Raw genomic sequence first — 16031 nt, 5'->3', positions numbered from 1 at the left:
AGGCGAAGGGTCAAACCTTCCGGGGGTTCGAATCCCTCCCTCTCCGCCAAGTTCTGAAAACCCGCACACTGTTGCGGGTTTTTTTATGGGTAAAAGAAAAGTTAAAGCTTACATGAGAGGGAGGGTGAGAACCCCCGTTTTTCGACAAAATGGCAGGATAGCCATTTTGCACAGCCGAAGGCTGCCCGCAGGGTGAGCGCCATGGACGGCGCGAATGAATCCCTCCCTCTCCGCCAAGTTCTAGAAACCCGCACACTGTTGCGGGTTTTTTTATGTCTGCAATTTTATGCCTGTAATAAATTACCTGATTTTATCTTCAATTCGATGTATGTTTTGTATTCAGTCTTTGATTTACAAACAGAAAATACTTTCGAAAGCCTAATACTCGTTTAAGGATGAATTTATGAAGCGCTTTTTAGCTGTGTTACCCATCGTCTTGTTGGCAGGGTGTAATTCAGATAACGACGATGGCGTTGTTTGTACCACTGAAGTTATTCCAGGCATCGCTATAACCGTTATTGATGATGTAACCGAAGCACCTATTTCTTGTGGCGCCACTGCCATACTTCAAGAGTCAAGCTACGAAGAAGAGCTAACCAACCCAGAATCCTCTGATTGCGATTCTACTACGATGTTGTTTGGCGCACTTGAGCGACAAGGCTTTTACAACATTACCGTACAAAAAGAAGGGTACGAATACTGGTATGCCTATGATGTAGAAGTGGCCGAGGGGCTTTGCCATGTTGAACAAGTTGAAGTGGAAGCAAGATTAATCCCTTTATAAGGTGCTGAAAATAACTGTCTACAAAAATGTGAAGCTTTGCAGATTCACTTAGCTTGGTTATTAGCTAATTGTCGCAAAACAAGAGCATTTTGCACGAAATACGCCCTTTACTTTACATTTTGTTTATCTATTCGCCACTTGGCACACTTTATTTAGATTTGCACTTTACACGCAGAAAAATATCATTAAGATACGCAGCACTTGGAGAGGTGGCAGAGCTCGGTTTAATGCACCTGACTTGAAATCAGGCGAAGGGTCAAACCTTCCGGGGGTTCGAATCCCTCCCTCTCCGCCAAGTTCTAGAAACCCGCACACTGTTGCGGGTTTTTTTATGCATAAAATAAATGCGAAATCAGTTTACGTCTAAGACCACAGTCGCATTGTTACACGCTATTAACAGGTATAGCCTTGCCATTCTTCCAGCAATCGTAAGGTGTAAAGTGTCTCAAAAAAGCGATTCTTATCAAAAACTTCACAAGCCAAGTAGTACGTTTCAATCAAGAGAAGATTATCTCAATCACGAATTACAAATTATTGCGCCAAAGCGCTGGCGACTGAACCTACCTGGTAGAGACTACCGATTAGAGTGGGAAGACTGTGTGCCTGGTATGGCGGCAACAATAGGCAAAATTGTAATGGTTGCGGCCGTTGTAGGGGCGTTTGCTGCGCCGTTAGGGTTATCAGCTGAATTCGTTGTAGAAAACGTTCGTTTTGAGCTACTTATTGCTGCGGTGTTGTTTGTTATATTGATATCCGGGTTTTTCAATCCGTCAGCGAACTTAGCGGGTACTCATGGTCCGTTACTGCCTTTGGTGCCACTGATTGTTGCGTCGGGCGGTCATCCTATGGCGTTAGGGTTGTTAATTGGTTTTTTTGGCTTTTTGTTGGGGATAACCAAGGGCGGCAGTGTACTAGCAAAACTAACCAGTAATGGCGTTTGTGGCGGCCTTTTACTGTATTTAGGATTTATTGGAATTACTGGGCAGGTGAAAAAACTGTTTGCGTGGGCAGAGAGTTTCGACATGGCCTATTTAGCCTTTGTGGTTATTGTTACCACCATTTTAATGTATGCATGGTTGGAGCATATTCAAAAGCGTTGGTTGGCTATTCCTTTAGGCGCAGTCATGGCAGCGGTTATTGCTTTTGCTCTAGGCGCGCCATTTGAATTTACTACCTCACCGGGTATGCCAAACTTAAACCCAGCCTATTGGTGGGGTGAAAATACAGGGTGGCAACTGGGGCTACCTGATTGGTCTCATTTTATTGCGGTACTGCCATTTGCTGTATTGGCGGTGTCTATGTGGTCTCCGGATTTTCTTGGTCATCAGGTTTTCCAGAAATTGAGCTATCCGAAGCATAGTGAGAAAGCGCACATGAATATCGACGATACCATGATTGCAGCATCTAGCCGCCAAGCAGTGGGAAGTTTACTTGGTGGGGGGAATATTGCTTCATCGTGGGGAACCTACATAATACCTGCGTCAATTGCGCGTAGACCTATTCCAGGCGGTGCGATAGTAACTGGCATATTGTGTGTAGTTGCTGCCATTTGGGGTTACCCAATGGACCTTGCTATTTGGCCTCCCGTGTTGTGTGTTGCACTCATAGTAGGTGTATTTTTACCGTTGATGGAAGCCGGTATGCAAATGACGCGAGAAGGAAAAACAACACAATCTGCAGCACTAGTGGTTATTTCTTCAGTACTGGTTAACCCTGTGTTTGGTTGGTCGTTCACTATGCTTCTCGACAACTTAGGCTTAGTTGGATGTAAAGAACGGGCTGGTGAACTTGGCAAAGCGGGTAGGTGGTTAATACCGGGCATTACTTTTATTGTACTATGTACGGTAATGGCTTTAATCGGTATGTTCCCAGGCGTGCCTGCCATCATTGAGACCTTTAGAGTGTAAGTACTAAAACGTTTTTATAATTTAAATGGTAGGGGCTGTGTTTATAGCGGCCCCTGCATTAACGTTTTTGTATGGGCTCATTTAACGGCTTGTCCCAGTAAGGAGTATCTTCAAAGTAGGCACACAAAAAGTCGATAAAAACGCGGAGCTTATTGGAAACCAGTTTACGGTGTGGGTATACCGCATATAAGGAAATAGCTTGTGGGACATAGTCTTCTAATATTGATAACAACTCACCCCGCCTGAGCGCGTCACCGGTAATAAAAGTAGGTTGTAATACATAACCATCACCGTGTATTGCCACATTAGTCAGCACCTCTCCATTGTTCGCAATAAGTTTTGGCGTGACTTTTTGCGCATTAGTTTTAAGCGCCTTCATTAACTCTGACCCGTCGCTATCATAATTGACATAGGAATATTCTAGGTAATGTTCTGGATTTAACTCTGATGGATGTGAGGGCGTTCCATATTTTTCTAAATAGGCCGGCGCTGCGCAAAGGGCTAAGTTAAGTGTAGTGATCTTTTTTGCAACGAGGGCAGAGTTAGCCAAATAGCCAGCCCGAATCGCAACATCCAGACCTTCATCTACCACATCTACTTTGCGATCATTCAGTTGTAAGTTTACAGAAACGCTGGGGTGAGCATGTTGGAACGCCGCGAGCGCTGAAGATAGATGTAAGGTAGAAAAGGATACAGGGGCACTTACGTGTAGTACACCTTTGGCTTGCGTGTTAAGTAGGCCGAGCTGCCCCTCCATATCGTTAACACTTTCCAATATGTTATTGGCGTGCAGTAAACACTGTTGCCCTGCTTCTGTCAGGTGAATCTTTCGGGTAGTGCGGTTGAATAAACGCACGTCTAAGTGCTTTTCAAGTTGAGCCACATATTTACTTATAAGCTGATTTGAGGTGTTAAGCCTATCCGCAGCGCGAGTAAAACTGCCTTCATTAGCAACCACCACAAACGTTTTAAGCAGTGCGATCCTATCCATTTCTCTATTATTAACCCTATTATCAACAAAGCGTTGTTAATTATTCAATACTATGCCGCTTTATTCAATTTATGTTGGCAACTATTCTACACCCATGCCGTTAGTTCTTCGTCACAGACAAAGGACTAATAACTAACTAAAGGCTTTCTGCACGGCAGTGTGGTTGCCGTGACGGAACTATTAAGGTGTAACTATGAATAAGCATTTTTTAACAAGCGTATTTTCTGGCAACAATAGTGTAGCGAATTTAGTGCTACGTGTGCCCCTAGGAATTATTTTGGCTGCACATGGTGGGCAAAAGCTATTTGCATGGTTTGGCGGATACGGTCTTGAGGGAACTGGACAGTGGATGGAGAGTATAGGGTTAGCGCCTGGGTTTATCATGGCATTACTCGCCGGTAGTGCAGAGTTCTTTGGGGGAATAGCGCTAATACTTGGGTTTCTTACACGTCCCGCTGCCGCACTAAGTGCGTTCACCATGTTAGTCGCTATTTTTAGTGTGCATGCGGGTAACGGACTATTCATGAGCAACAACGGTTACGAATTTGCCTTAGCCCTACTTGCTGCCACGGTTGCACTGTCTATTCAGGGCGCCGGAAAATTTTCATTTGATGCCGTTATCAGCAATAAATTACACGGTCAATACGGCGGCTCTGTCAAAGGCTGATTTTGTTAAAAACAGGCACGAATGAAGGCTGCCTATAGCTTTAATGAGTCTGCGTCATCGATTTAACAGTTATATCGGGAAAAACACTGATGAGTATTACAACGGCTTACATTTCACATGGTGGTGGACCGCTACCACTTCTAGAACGCGTTACAGATGAAGACGGCAAAGGGGGCGCAAACCATAAAGAAATGATTGAGGTACTTAAAACCTTATCGCGAGATATGCGAAGGCCTGATGTCATTGTGGTGGTTAGTGCGCACTGGGAGGAAAATAACACCCAAGTGACTGCCAGTAACCACCCAAGCTTAATTTATGATTACTATGGTTTTCCTGAGCGGGCTTATACACTGCAATATCCAGCCCTTGGTATCTCCGATTTATCTGCATCTATTGTTGCGGGTTTGCAAGCACAGGGGATTGACGCAACGGCTAACCCTAATCGTGGGTTTGATCACGGGATGTTTGTTCCTCTCACTATCATGTACCCAGAGGCAGATATTCCCTGTATTCAAGTATCCTTAACATCAGACTTGGATGCGGCAAAGCATATTGCGTTAGGAAGAGCATTGAGACACATTTTACAGGCTAATTGTAACGACAAGCATGTTTTACTGTTAGGCTCGGGTTCGTCTTTTCATAACATGCGTGGCTTTTTTGATAGTTCAGCGTCGGCAAATAAAAAAGCACAAGAATTCAATCAATGGCTACAAGAAACAATGAAGTTTGAACCAATGAGTGAATTAGAAAGGAGTCAAAAACTCATTGAGTGGAAAAGTTCACCCCACGGAATATTTGCTCACCCTAGAGAAGAACATTTACTCCCACTTCATGTTTGTTACGGTGCAAACGAAAGGACGGTAGACAAAGCAATATCATTAACGTTACTAACGAAGCCAGCAAGTATGTTTGTTTGGCAAAATTAAGCGAAACATCCACGGACATGCCCTTAACATAAACAAATTAACCAAAATACAGGCACTTTGTTTATCAATTAATCGGTTGAACATAAAAGTTTAAGTTAGTGCTTTACACTTTCAGCGAAATCATTAAGATACGCAGCACTTGGAGAGGTGGCAGAGCTCGGTTTAATGCACCTGACTTGAAATCAGGCGAAGGGTCGAACCTTCCGGGGGTTCGAATCCCTCCCTCTCCGCCAAGTTTTGAAAACCCGCACACTGTTGCGGGTTTTTTTATGCCTCAAACAATGACATGCATATAAAAAGGGCGTCATTGAACCTTATATATTTTCGTGCAGGTTTCATTAAATAAAATTCACAATGCTAAAACTTTTATTAAGGTTAGAAGATGTTCTAGCCACTAAGTAGCAATGCCGCATTGATAAACGTACAAACACACGTAAGATAGCGGTGAAAAAGTACTGCAACTCATTGAAAGTTTTTCTGATCTTCCTCTGTCTATAATTTGTAATAAGCACTTATAAAATGACTACATTCATTATAACTAATGTGTTCGACTACGCGGCGTTAATAAAAATGAGTGAGAGACTAAACTAAGGCTCACGCGACAGTCGCATGTTGGTCATAAATTTTTGCTAAAAACGAATAACCATTAGTTTTGTATGCTATCGCTATTGTACATAGGTACACTTGTTTAAGGACGCTAATTCGCAGATGTGTGATTAGGGCTTCACTCTAATGTCCAATTGCAATTAAGGTGTATAGTAAGTGATATAGAGGTTATTACTCATTACAGTGCTAATGCTTAAAACGAAAGTGTAAGTGAAACGCAACGACAACTCGTTACACCCACTGACGAAAAAGAATAAATATAGAGGATTGATATGCAGGCTATGAGTACGCTCAATTTGAGTCAGGGCAGTGTTGAGCAAAAACGTCAGGAAATAAAAGCGTATTTTACGGATTCGTTTGATACCTATGAAAGCCTATTTACTTGCCTAGCAAGCGATGAAGCCTATTTCCAGCGTGCTGAAAAGCTTCGCCATCCACTTATCTTTTATTTTGGCCATACCACGACTTTTTTTATCAATAAGCTTATTTTGGCTAAAATCATTTCTGAGCGTATCAACCCGAGATTCGAGTCGTTATTTGCTATCGGTGTAGACGAAATGAGTTGGGATGATCTTAACGACGAGAACTATGCATGGCCGTCTGTTGATGAAGTACGTCAGTATCGCCGCCAAGTGCGCGATCTCGTGTTATCGGTAATTGAAACCCTCGATTTTAGTATGCCTATCAATTGGGAAAGCCCAATGTGGCCGCTGGTGATGTGTATTGAACATGAACGCATTCATTTAGAAACGTCCTCAGTACTTATCCGTCAACTTCCTATTAGCCAGGTTAAGACCGATAATGAAAATTGGCCTAGTTGTAACGTTTTCTCTAGCGCCCCTATCAATACATTAATCGAGGTGCCAAGTGGCGATGTTATATGCAACAAGCAATGGAACGATGCCTTGTATGGGTGGGATAACGAATATGGCCACCATCAAGCTAGCGTAGCAGAATTTAAAGCCAGTCAATTCGTTGTGAGTAATGGTGAGTTTTTAACGTTTGTAGAAGCAGGCGGATATGAGAACTCAGATTACTGGGAAGAAGAAGGTATTAAATGGCGCGAATACACAAAAGCATCGCATCCGACTTTCTGGGTAAAGACTGACAACGGTTATTTGTACCGCAGTATGCTAGAAGCATTTCCGTTACCACTGAGCTGGCCCGTAGATGTGAATTACCACGAAGCCAAAGCCTTCTGTAATTATAAAAGTGAACAATCCGGCACGTTAATTCGACTACCTACTGAAGATGAGTGGTTACGTTTACGTGAGTTTGCGGGCATTACCGAAAACACCTATTCAGACGGCTTATAACATTGCGCTGAACAAGTATGCGTCTAGTGAGCCGGTTGATATTAACCAAGCCGGTGATTTTTACGATGTAGTGGGCAACGTATGGCAGTGGACGGAAACGCCAATTTACCCCTTTGATGGGTTTAAAGTGCACCCGCTGTACGACGATTTCACCACGCCTACCTTTGACAACAAACATAACCTTATAAAAGGCGGAAGCTGGATATCTACGGGGAATGAGGCAATGGCACAAAGCCGTTATGCATTTCGCCGTCACTTCTTTCAACACGCAGGCTTTCGCTATGTAGAAGCTGCGCTACCCATACAGGTAAATGATTTGGATTACGAAAGCGATACACAGGTATCACAATACAGTGAGTTCCATTACGGTGACACTTACTTTAATGTTGAAAACTTCGCTAAAGCGAGTGCTCATTTTTGTTTAAGCCACATGCCTGAAAATAAAGGCGGCAAGGCGTTAGACTTAGGGTGCGCAGTAGGGCGTTCATCGTTTGAATTAGCTACCTATTTTGATCATGTTGATGGTATCGATTTTTCTGCACGGTTTATTAAAACCGCCGTTGCTATGCAAGAACGAGGTGAAATCCGCTATAACCTTATTGAAGAAGGCGAACTAACTTCATTTAAAGCCAGAAAGTTAAGCAACTTGGGCTTAGCGGAATGTGCCGATAAAGTGCACTTTGCTCAAGGTGACGCGTGTAATTTGAAGCCGCAATTTACAGGCTACGACTTAATCTTTATGGGGAACTTGCTTGATAGAGTGTACAGCCCTAAGAAAGTACTGAACGACGTGACAGCAAGGCTTAATGCTGGCGGCATACTGGTAATAGCCTCACCGTTTACGTGGTTGGAAGAATACACAGAACGTAGCGAATGGTTAGGTGGTTATAAAGACGAGAATGGTGAAACGTTAACGTCGACAGAAGCGCTGGAAGCCACGCTTAAAGAGAGTTTTGAGCGAGTAGGGGCGCCAACTGAAATTCCTTTCGTTATTCGTGAAACAAAGCGTAAATATCAGCATACACTGTCTGAATTTAACGTGTTTAAAAAGCGATAGTATTGTGTATAGAGCGTTTAAGCGTTGTGTTCTTTGCCAAGAAGGTCATGAATGAAAGCGGCTAATCCTAGTGCTAAAGCGGCTAAGCCTCGCGCTAAAGCGGCTAAGCCTCGCGCTAAAGCTTCTAGGCAAGGCGATACAAGCGCTCTAGCAGACGCTGATCAACTAGCGGACAGCAGCGTAAATATAAACGCAGCGTTGAGACAACAGGTTGCCGATATCGACAACCTGTTTTCTGCGCAACTTAGTCAATTCTCATCGCTGTGGCATACACCTTTGGGTTGCGGTGATATTAAGGTCAATACTAATACTATTACTGTTGTTAATGATAGCGATTGTGATGGCGAAACTAACACAAGAAGCCGCTTAAAGTTTTCATCGCTTTCTACTCGGTTCCCGCATGCACCAGAACACGCAGTAAGTATGTGGATAGCCGACATGGACACTGCGCCATCTAAGCACATTGCCCATGCTATTTCGGCATTTGTATCTTCGCATTATGGGTATCAGTCATGTGATATTGGTGATGTTGTGGCAGCCCGTTACGCTAAACAAGGTGCAGTCATTGCCGCCAATTCGGTAGTGAGTACGGCAAGTGTGATGGCTGCAGTAGATACTGCGTTGAAGGTGTGCACCACCAAAGGTGATAAAGTCATGGTGCTTTCACCTACCTACGGCCCCCTTCGAGAAAGAATTGCGGCGCAGGGTCTAAACCTCGTTGATATCAGCATTGAGGATATTAGTTTTACAGAAACCGGTTCAGAAAAAAAGATAACCGCGTTATTAGATGCAGATTGTAGTGCTTTTGTGCTTTGCCACCCGAATAACCCCACTGGCACAGTGCTAAGCGAAACACACCAACATGATATTGCCCGTTTTTGTGATGCTCATAATATCACCCTTATTCTTGATGAAGTGCACAGTGAATTTGGTTTTATTGATGCCGATGCTACTGTTGATGCTTCGTACAACACCAATACCAATAAAGCGTGTGCTATAAGACCTTTTGCGATAAATATCCCATTTGCGCAAGATATGATTATTCGAATAAACAGCGCCGGTAAGGCATATAATTTATCGGCTATACCCGCTGCCTCATATGCCATTATCGCGAATGATGCATTACAGGCTAAATTTGCGAAGGAAATAGACAGTTGCCATCTTGAGGCGACACCTGTCGCAAAAGTTGCGCTGATTGCGGCATACGAACAAGCAGATGATTGGTTAGCGTTAGTGCTAAAGGCCATTGCGTTCAATAGGCAATACGCCAAAGCGCTTATGAACGTACTGAGCCCAACCACATCTTTTACTTTGGGCGATGCAGGTTACTTTTTATGGTTGAATCTGAATGAACGCTTTTTGCAAAACACGTTCCTTGAAGCCTGCCGGCGCGGTGTTATTGGTGTTGATGGGGCAAGTTTTAACGCCCCCGGTTATTTACGCCTTAATTTGGCATGTCACCCTAGCGCGATAAAAACCGCGTTACTAAGATTATTCTCCGATTAAGTTATCGCCTTTCGTTATTCTCGCCCTAGCGTTTTTCTAGCTCTATCGTTATTGTCGCCTTTGCCTTAAATCACATTACCGCCAGCGTAAACTCATATCTAATTTATTCATTCTCAAAAAGCGAATGAACGGTGCTAATTTCGCTAATTTTATCCCGCTGCTTAGTAACTAAAATATGGTGTATTGAAAGTTAATTATCGAAAACAGGCGCATTAATGGTTCTTAAAAAGCGCCTCGATGAAAGGATATAATTATGCAATACATTCGAAAAGGTAGCGAACGAGGTAACGTTAATCTTGGTTGGCTTAACAGCAAACATAGCTTTTCATTTGGCCAGTATTATGATGCCAATCATATGGGATTTTCTGCACTTAGGGTATTTAACGACGATATCGTACAGCCGGGCAGAGGCTTTGAAACCCATGGGCACCGGGACATGGAAATCATTTCTTTTGTGGTAAGCGGTGCGTTAAAACACAAAGATAGTACGGGTAACGACTACGTTATACCTGCAGGTGATATCCAAGTAATGAGTGCAGGGAAGGGCATTCGGCATTCTGAAATGAATGCGTCTGATAAGGAGGAAGTTAATTTTATTCAAATTTGGATTGAGCCTAACGTAACGGGTGTTCAGCCGGCCTACTTACAGAAATCGGTTAGTGATAAAAACGGATTAGAGCTTCTTGTCAGTGAATCGGGGCAAGACGGTTCGTTAAAAATTAATCAAGATGCACGTATTAGTAAACTGGCCCTTAGCCGAGGGGAAAGTTTCGACTTGGCCGTTGAATCTTCGCCAACCTTGGGGGCTGGCTATTTGCATATTGTGAAAGGTGAATTAACCGTTAACGACGTTAAGTCAGACAAGATGACTACCTTAACAAAAGGAGATGCAATAGGGTTAGGCTTGGGGCAAAAGGTAGTGGTTTTGGCCAATGAAGAAGCACTTGCGCTTTGGTTTGATTTGCCTCCTGTAGGCTAATAAGTCGGTGTAGTATCTTTATTAACCAGCTTGTTCTGTTAATGCTTGTTTTTACACATTTCCTTACTACAAATTGACACTGAAAAGTTTACCTAGTCGGTAGTCGTGGTATGATACGAACACATGATTGGTAAGTAACTGGTGGAATCCACCTCGGTTACGGATCTTTTTTGTTTGAAAGCAAACCGTAGTCAGTGAGATACATGTGATAAAAATAATCCTAGCAGATGACCATGATTTGGTCAGAAGAGGGATCCGCCGAATTCTGGAAGATGTCGTAGATTTTTCAATCATAGCTGAAGCTAAAAATGGCGAAGATGCCGTACAGCTATGTCGAAAAAACGCTCCAGATGTGGTGCTCATGGACGTAAATATGCCCGGTATTGGCGGGCTAGAAGCAACCAAACGCATTGTGCGGATGTCAGAGAACACCCGCGTAATTTGTTTGTCTATGCATAAAGAAAGCCCCATACCTATGCAGGTAATGAATGCTGGCGCGTTCGGCTTCTTAACGAAAGATGCCGAACCTGAAGAAGTTATTCGTGCCATTCACAAAGTGGTTGGTGGGCAAAAGTATATCGATAGTGAAGTTGCGAACAGCATCGCCATCGATAAGCTTTCCCCAAATTCAGACAATCCGTTTAATGATTTATCAGATAGAGAGTTAAGTATTGCGCTTCGCCTCACCAAGGGTAAGCGTGTACCTGATATTGCTACTGAACTAAGCATTAACGCAAAAACCGTCAATACATACCGTTATCGTATGTTTGAAAAGTTAGGCGTAACCACTGATGTGGAATTAACCCACTTAGCGCTTCGCCACAAACTCATCGATTCGAATTTGCTTTAGCCCAGTATGTCTGCATTTGATTCCGCAGCGTTTCTCAAAAATTTAACTTCTCAACCTGGCGTATACAGAATGTATAACGCCCAGGAAGAAGTCATTTATGTGGGTAAAGCAAAAAACCTTAAAAAGCGTGTTTCTAGCTATTTTCGAATGAATGTCGATAATGCAAAAACACGCTCATTGGTAATGCAAATTGCCAATATGGATGTCACCGTTGTAAATAGCGAAACAGAAGCATTTTTGTTAGAAAACAACTTCATTAAGAAGTACAAGCCACGTTATAACGTGGTCATGCGTGACGATAAATCCTACCCTTTTATATTCCTATCTGATCACCAGCATCCACGTTTATCGTTTCACCGTGGCCCGCAAAAGAAAAAGGGCGAATATTTTGGTCCTTATCCTAGTGCGGGGGCCGTTCGTGAAAGTCTGCGTTCTATGCAGCGTATTTTTCCAGTACGCCAATGTGAAGACAGTTACTACCGCGCTAGAAGTCGCCCTTGTTTGCAATATCAAATGCAACGATGCAGTGCACCTTGTGTTGAAGGTTACGTTAGCGACGAAGAGTATAACGAGCAGATAGACCTCGCTAGGCTATTCCTAAAAGGTAAAAACCAACAAGTCATTGGTACCTTGGTAGATAAAATGGAAAAGGCCAGCGAAGCACTAAACTTTGAAGCTGCCGCACGTTATCGTGATCAAATCAACACGCTTCGCAAAGTACAAGAGCGCCAATGGGTAGCCGGTACCCAAGATGAAATGGACGTATTTGGTTTTGCGGTAAAAGGCAATATGGCGTGTATTCAGGTGATGTTTATTCGTGACAGCCAACTATTAGGTAGCAAGGCGTTTTTCCCAAAAGTGCCGAACACGGCCGATGAACAAGAAATATTCGAATCCTTCTTATTGCAGTTCTACTTAGCGGGCAACAAACTTATACCTAAGCAAATGGTATTTGCCAGTGCGTTGTCTGATGAAGACGCGATAGCCGATTTACTTAGCGGTGAAGCCGGATACCGTGTAAATTTCTTTAAAGGTGCACGTGAAGAGAAACGCCGTTACTTAGAACTAGCACAAGCCAATGCTGAAACCGCACTAGAGGCCCAGTACGGCGAACAAAAGTCGGTATTTGCCCGATATCTCGATTTAGAAACGGCGCTTGAATTAGATGCGCCATTACAGCGTATGGAATGTTTCGACATAAGCCACACCTCCGGCGAACAAACCGTAGCATCTTGCGTGGTGTTTAATCGTGAAGGCCCGCTTAAAAGCGATTACCGCCGCTATAATATTGAGGGCATTACGCCCGGTGATGATTACGCCGCTATGGCACAAGCCCTTAAACGTCGCTATAAATCGGTTAAAGAAGTACAAAATATCCCTGATTTACTGCTTATTGATGGCGGTAAAGGGCAGTTGTCGCAAGCTGAAACTTTCTTTGAAGATTGGCCGCATGATAAAAAGCCTATGTTATTAGGTGTAGCGAAAGGCACAACCCGTAAGCCGGGGTTAGAAACTATTATATTGGCCGATAGCCACGACACCGTGCCTATGGACAGCCACTCACCCGCCTTGCATCTTATTCAGCATATAAGAGATGAATCTCACCGCTTTGCTATTACTGGGCACAGAAACCGCCGTCAAAAGGTGAAAACCACATCAAGTTTAGAAACCATACCTGGAGTAGGGGCTAAACGTCGCCAAACATTGTTGAAATACATGGGCGGGCTGCAAGGGCTTAAAAAGGCCAGTAAAGATGAAATTGCCAGCGTACCAGGTATTAGCAAAGAGTTAGCTGACACCATATACGATCATCTTCATCTTTAATCTCATCCAATACGCGCATTAATACGTAAATTGCGGTAATCTGTTAAAAATTGAAGGCTTAAAAAAAGCTGCGCTAAACCTGCCTATATTAGGCGAAAATTTTGAGATGTATTTATGTGGACGGTTCCAAATTTAATTACTCTATTCAGAGTAATTCTTATTCCTGTGTTTGTTGGTGTTTATTTTCTAGATTGGCGTTGGGCCCACGAAGCTGGCGCAGTTATTTTCTGGCTTGCGGCGATTACCGATTGGTTCGATGGCTACTTAGCCCGAAAACTTGAACAATCTACGCCTTTTGGTGCTTTCCTCGATCCTGTTGCCGATAAGCTTATTGTGGGGGCTGCATTATTAATGATTACCCACAGTTACGGTAGTTTATGGATTACTATTCCAGCCATTGCACTATTAGTGCGAGAAATTTATGTTTCTGCGCTAAGAGAGTGGATGGGACAAAATGGTGTGAGGGAAGCGGTAAAAGTGTCATTTATTGGCAAAGCAAAAACGACTGCGCAAATGTTAGCCATTATTGGATTATTATCTGGCCTTGAATCGTTTATGGGCATTCCACTTTATTGGGTAACCCTAGGACATATTTTACTTTATATCGCTGCAGTGCTGTCAATTTGGTCAATGATTATTTACTCCCGTGCTGCGTGGCCACACCTAAGTGCGGGTTTAAAAGATAAGATTTGATCGTCTATTGAACAATGTGAATAAAAATGTAGCAAACGATCACAAAATTGCATATTTCCTTGTTTTTCGTATTGACTCTTTCAGCGTTACAGGTAGAATTCACCGCACATTTCGAGACGGCAACAACGAAACGAAATGTAAGACTTTAAATGCGGGAATAGCTCAGTTGGTAGAGCACGACCTTGCCAAGGTCGGGGTCGCGAGTTCGAATCTCGTTTCCCGCTCCAAAGTCTAGTATTACGGCGGAATGGCAGAATGGCTATGCAGCGGATTGCAAATCCGTGGATCTCGGTTCGACTCCGGGTTCCGCCTCCATAATGCTTTAATGCTACAACAGGTTTCTACGCCTGACACCCCAACCGAAAGGTTACCCCGATGCCCGGGTGGTGAAATTGGTAGACACAAGGGATTTAAAATCCCTCGTCAGTAATGACGTGCCGGTTCAAGTCCGGCCCCGGGCACCATTTTCTACATATCTAAATACATCCAATATATATTCTTAAAGCTTATAATTCGCTAATTAATTTCAGTATTTTGCTTTACGGCTAACTCACGCTCTGTGCTACCATATCACTCTAATCTTATTGAGTTTACTGCGTGCTTCCACATATTAATTCCATTCTGGCGCTTAGAACGTCTGAGCTCAAACGAGCAAAGCGAGCTTTCAATGCGCGGGGTAGTAAAGTTATCCGTTGCGATATTTGTTTACTGCCTGTAAACGCGTGTATTTGTGCCGATAAGCCTGAACCACAAGCATCCTGTGCGGTACTTTTCATCATGTACAAGGGCGAATACTACAAGCCAACCAACACAGGCCGATTAATTGCGGATGTGGTAGCTGAAAATTACGCGTTTGTGTGGCACAGAACCGAACCCGATGCAGATTTACTGACGTTACTAAGCAACCCTAAATACCAACCCATCATTATATTTCCTCACGAGTATGCTGAGCCAGCGCGTTGCATCCCCAAGCCGGAAGATAAATTAGACAAAATTCCATTGTTTATATTTTTAGACGGCACGTGGCGTGAGGCGCGAAAAATGTTTGGTAAAAGCCCGTACCTAGATAAGTTTCCGGTGCTGGGCGTATCCCCTGAAATATCATCGAATTACTTGTTGCGAGAATCTACACGAGAATTCCAGCATTGCACTGCAGAGGTGGGAATAAACGTGTTAGATTTGGCAGGTGAAGTTGAAGCGGCTACGGCGCTAGCTAAATACTTCAGTATTTTTCGACACCAATACTTAAAAGGGAAGCCCCATTTAAGTCACAAAATTGAATTTGCAAAGGCGCAAGTTAAGTAACCCTTATCTTGCGTGCATTCGCGCTTAACTATAAGGTTAAGCAATCAAAACCCAAGGAGAAAAACATGGCAACAGTTACGTTTCAAGGTAATTCAGTTTCAACTGTAGGTTCGCTTCCAGAAGTTGGGCAGCAAGCCCCAGACTTCACATTAGTAAAAGCGGATTTAGGTGAAGTAACCCTCGCTGATCTTAAGGGTAAACGCGTTATTCTTAACATTTTCCCTTCTATCGATACAGGCACGTGTGCAACGTCAGTGCGTAAATTCAATGAACAAGCAGCTGGTCTAGACAATACACAAGTTATTTGCGTATCTGCTGACTTACCGTTTGCAGCTGGCCGCTTTTGTGGTGCAGAAGGCATTGAAAATGTGATTACCGGTTCTACTTTCCGTACAAGTTTTGGTGACGACTATGGTGTGGCGTTCACTTCTATGCCGCTAACTGGTCTGCTATCACGAACAGTCGTTGTGATTGATACCGACGGTAAGGTACTTTATACCGAGCAAGTGGCTGAAACCACGGAAGAACCAAACTACGATTCAGCAATGGCTGCTTTGTAATTAAGAATATAAAGCGTAAATAGCTCAAACCAGTAATGCCCACAGCGTTACGTGGGCATT

General features: G+C 43.4%; 12 protein-coding genes, 5 tRNA genes and 1 pseudogene. 17 read left to right on the top strand and 1 reads right to left on the bottom strand.

Annotated elements, in window-relative coordinates; translation table 11 throughout:
• The first annotated feature begins 403 nt into the window (after positions 1-403).
• The 3 genes from AAC006_RS11450 (at position 404) to AAC006_RS11440 (ending at position 2691) form a co-directional block, all read left to right on the top strand.
• Positions 404-784: a hypothetical protein gene (locus AAC006_RS11450; RefSeq protein WP_208805394.1), complete on the top strand. Its 381-nt coding sequence runs from the start codon at positions 404-406 to the stop codon at positions 782-784.
• 203 nt (positions 785-987) lie between these two features.
• Positions 988-1079: transfer RNA gene (locus tag AAC006_RS11445), tRNA-Ser, on the top strand.
• A 145-nt stretch (positions 1080-1224) separates the two neighbouring features.
• Positions 1225-2691 (top strand): DUF3360 family protein, encoded by a 1467-nt coding sequence (locus AAC006_RS11440; protein ID WP_208805395.1) that lies wholly within the window; start codon positions 1225-1227, stop codon positions 2689-2691.
• A gap of 58 nt (positions 2692-2749) precedes the next feature.
• On the opposite strand, the gene AAC006_RS11435 is transcribed toward AAC006_RS11440, so the two are convergent.
• Positions 2750-3682, bottom strand: coding sequence for a LysR family transcriptional regulator (locus AAC006_RS11435; protein ID WP_339891350.1), 933 nt, complete (start codon positions 3680-3682; stop codon positions 2750-2752).
• A 193-nt stretch (positions 3683-3875) separates the two neighbouring features.
• Here AAC006_RS11435 and AAC006_RS11430 point away from each other — a divergent pair, with 193 nt between their 5' ends.
• The 14 genes and pseudogenes from AAC006_RS11430 to tpx all read left to right on the top strand — a co-directional run bounded on the left by AAC006_RS11430 (position 3876) and on the right by tpx (position 15971).
• Positions 3876-4349, top strand: a complete 474-nt coding sequence (locus tag AAC006_RS11430; protein WP_339891349.1) for a DoxX family protein — start codon at positions 3876-3878, stop codon at positions 4347-4349.
• 89 nt (positions 4350-4438) lie between these two features.
• On the top strand, positions 4439-5275 hold the full coding sequence (locus AAC006_RS11425; RefSeq protein WP_339891347.1) for a class III extradiol ring-cleavage dioxygenase: 837 nt from the start codon (positions 4439-4441) through the stop codon (positions 5273-5275).
• Positions 5276-5416: 141 nt separating this feature from the next.
• Positions 5417-5508, top strand: a tRNA-Ser gene (locus AAC006_RS11420).
• A gap of 645 nt (positions 5509-6153) precedes the next feature.
• Positions 6154-8254: pseudogene (gene ovoA / locus AAC006_RS11415) on the top strand (5-histidylcysteine sulfoxide synthase).
• Positions 8255-8305: 51 nt separating this feature from the next.
• Complete coding sequence (locus AAC006_RS11410; protein ID WP_339891346.1) at positions 8306-9760, top strand: pyridoxal phosphate-dependent aminotransferase; 1455 nt, start codon at positions 8306-8308, stop codon at positions 9758-9760.
• 253 nt (positions 9761-10013) lie between these two features.
• Positions 10014-10739: a pirin family protein gene (locus AAC006_RS11405; RefSeq protein ID WP_013784135.1), complete on the top strand. Its 726-nt coding sequence runs from the start codon at positions 10014-10016 to the stop codon at positions 10737-10739.
• Positions 10740-10944: 205 nt separating this feature from the next.
• Complete coding sequence (gene uvrY / locus AAC006_RS11400; RefSeq protein ID WP_013784134.1) at positions 10945-11589, top strand: UvrY/SirA/GacA family response regulator transcription factor; 645 nt, start codon at positions 10945-10947, stop codon at positions 11587-11589.
• A 6-nt stretch (positions 11590-11595) separates the two neighbouring features.
• Positions 11596-13413 (top strand): excinuclease ABC subunit UvrC, encoded by a 1818-nt coding sequence (gene uvrC, locus AAC006_RS11395; RefSeq protein WP_208805405.1) that lies wholly within the window; start codon positions 11596-11598, stop codon positions 13411-13413.
• 114 nt (positions 13414-13527) lie between these two features.
• On the top strand, positions 13528-14106 hold the full coding sequence (gene pgsA, locus AAC006_RS11390; RefSeq protein ID WP_013784132.1) for a CDP-diacylglycerol--glycerol-3-phosphate 3-phosphatidyltransferase: 579 nt from the start codon (positions 13528-13530) through the stop codon (positions 14104-14106).
• Positions 14107-14257: 151 nt separating this feature from the next.
• Positions 14258-14333: transfer RNA gene (locus AAC006_RS11385), tRNA-Gly, on the top strand.
• Between the two features lie 14 nt (positions 14334-14347).
• Positions 14348-14421, top strand: a tRNA-Cys gene (locus tag AAC006_RS11380).
• Positions 14422-14483: 62 nt separating this feature from the next.
• Positions 14484-14570 (top strand) — tRNA-Leu (locus AAC006_RS11375).
• Between the two features lie 157 nt (positions 14571-14727).
• Entirely contained in the window at positions 14728-15411 is a 684-nt protein-coding gene (locus AAC006_RS11370) for a tRNA-uridine aminocarboxypropyltransferase (protein WP_041452868.1), read from the top strand.
• Positions 15412-15476: 65 nt separating this feature from the next.
• Positions 15477-15971, top strand: a complete 495-nt coding sequence (gene tpx, locus AAC006_RS11365) for a thiol peroxidase (protein ID WP_013784130.1) — start codon at positions 15477-15479, stop codon at positions 15969-15971.
• Positions 15972-16031: the final 60 nt, after the last annotated feature.

Source organism: uncultured Alteromonas sp., assembly GCF_963976965.1.
Taxonomy (GTDB): Bacteria; Pseudomonadota; Gammaproteobacteria; order Enterobacterales; family Alteromonadaceae; genus Alteromonas; species Alteromonas naphthalenivorans.
Note: the sequence above shows the minus strand (reverse complement) of the source record. Positions and strands in the feature narration are given on the sequence as shown.

Excerpts from the sequence above, each read along its gene's own strand:
- AAC006_RS11425 (WP_339891347.1), top strand. The coding sequence starts at position 4,439 with ATGAGTATTACAACGGCTTACATTTCACATGGTGGTGGACCGCTACCA.
- pgsA (WP_013784132.1), top strand. The coding sequence starts at position 13,528 with ATGTGGACGGTTCCAAATTTAATTACTCTATTCAGAGTAATTCTTATT.
- AAC006_RS11435 (WP_339891350.1), bottom strand. The coding sequence starts at position 3,682 with ATGGATAGGATCGCACTGCTTAAAACGTTTGTGGTGGTTGCTAATGAA.
- AAC006_RS11450 (WP_208805394.1), top strand. The coding sequence starts at position 404 with ATGAAGCGCTTTTTAGCTGTGTTACCCATCGTCTTGTTGGCAGGGTGT.
- uvrC (WP_208805405.1), top strand. The coding sequence starts at position 11,596 with ATGTCTGCATTTGATTCCGCAGCGTTTCTCAAAAATTTAACTTCTCAA.
- AAC006_RS11410 (WP_339891346.1), top strand. The coding sequence starts at position 8,306 with ATGAAAGCGGCTAATCCTAGTGCTAAAGCGGCTAAGCCTCGCGCTAAA.
- AAC006_RS11405 (WP_013784135.1), top strand. The coding sequence starts at position 10,014 with ATGCAATACATTCGAAAAGGTAGCGAACGAGGTAACGTTAATCTTGGT.
- AAC006_RS11430 (WP_339891349.1), top strand. The coding sequence starts at position 3,876 with ATGAATAAGCATTTTTTAACAAGCGTATTTTCTGGCAACAATAGTGTA.
- tpx (WP_013784130.1), top strand. The coding sequence starts at position 15,477 with ATGGCAACAGTTACGTTTCAAGGTAATTCAGTTTCAACTGTAGGTTCG.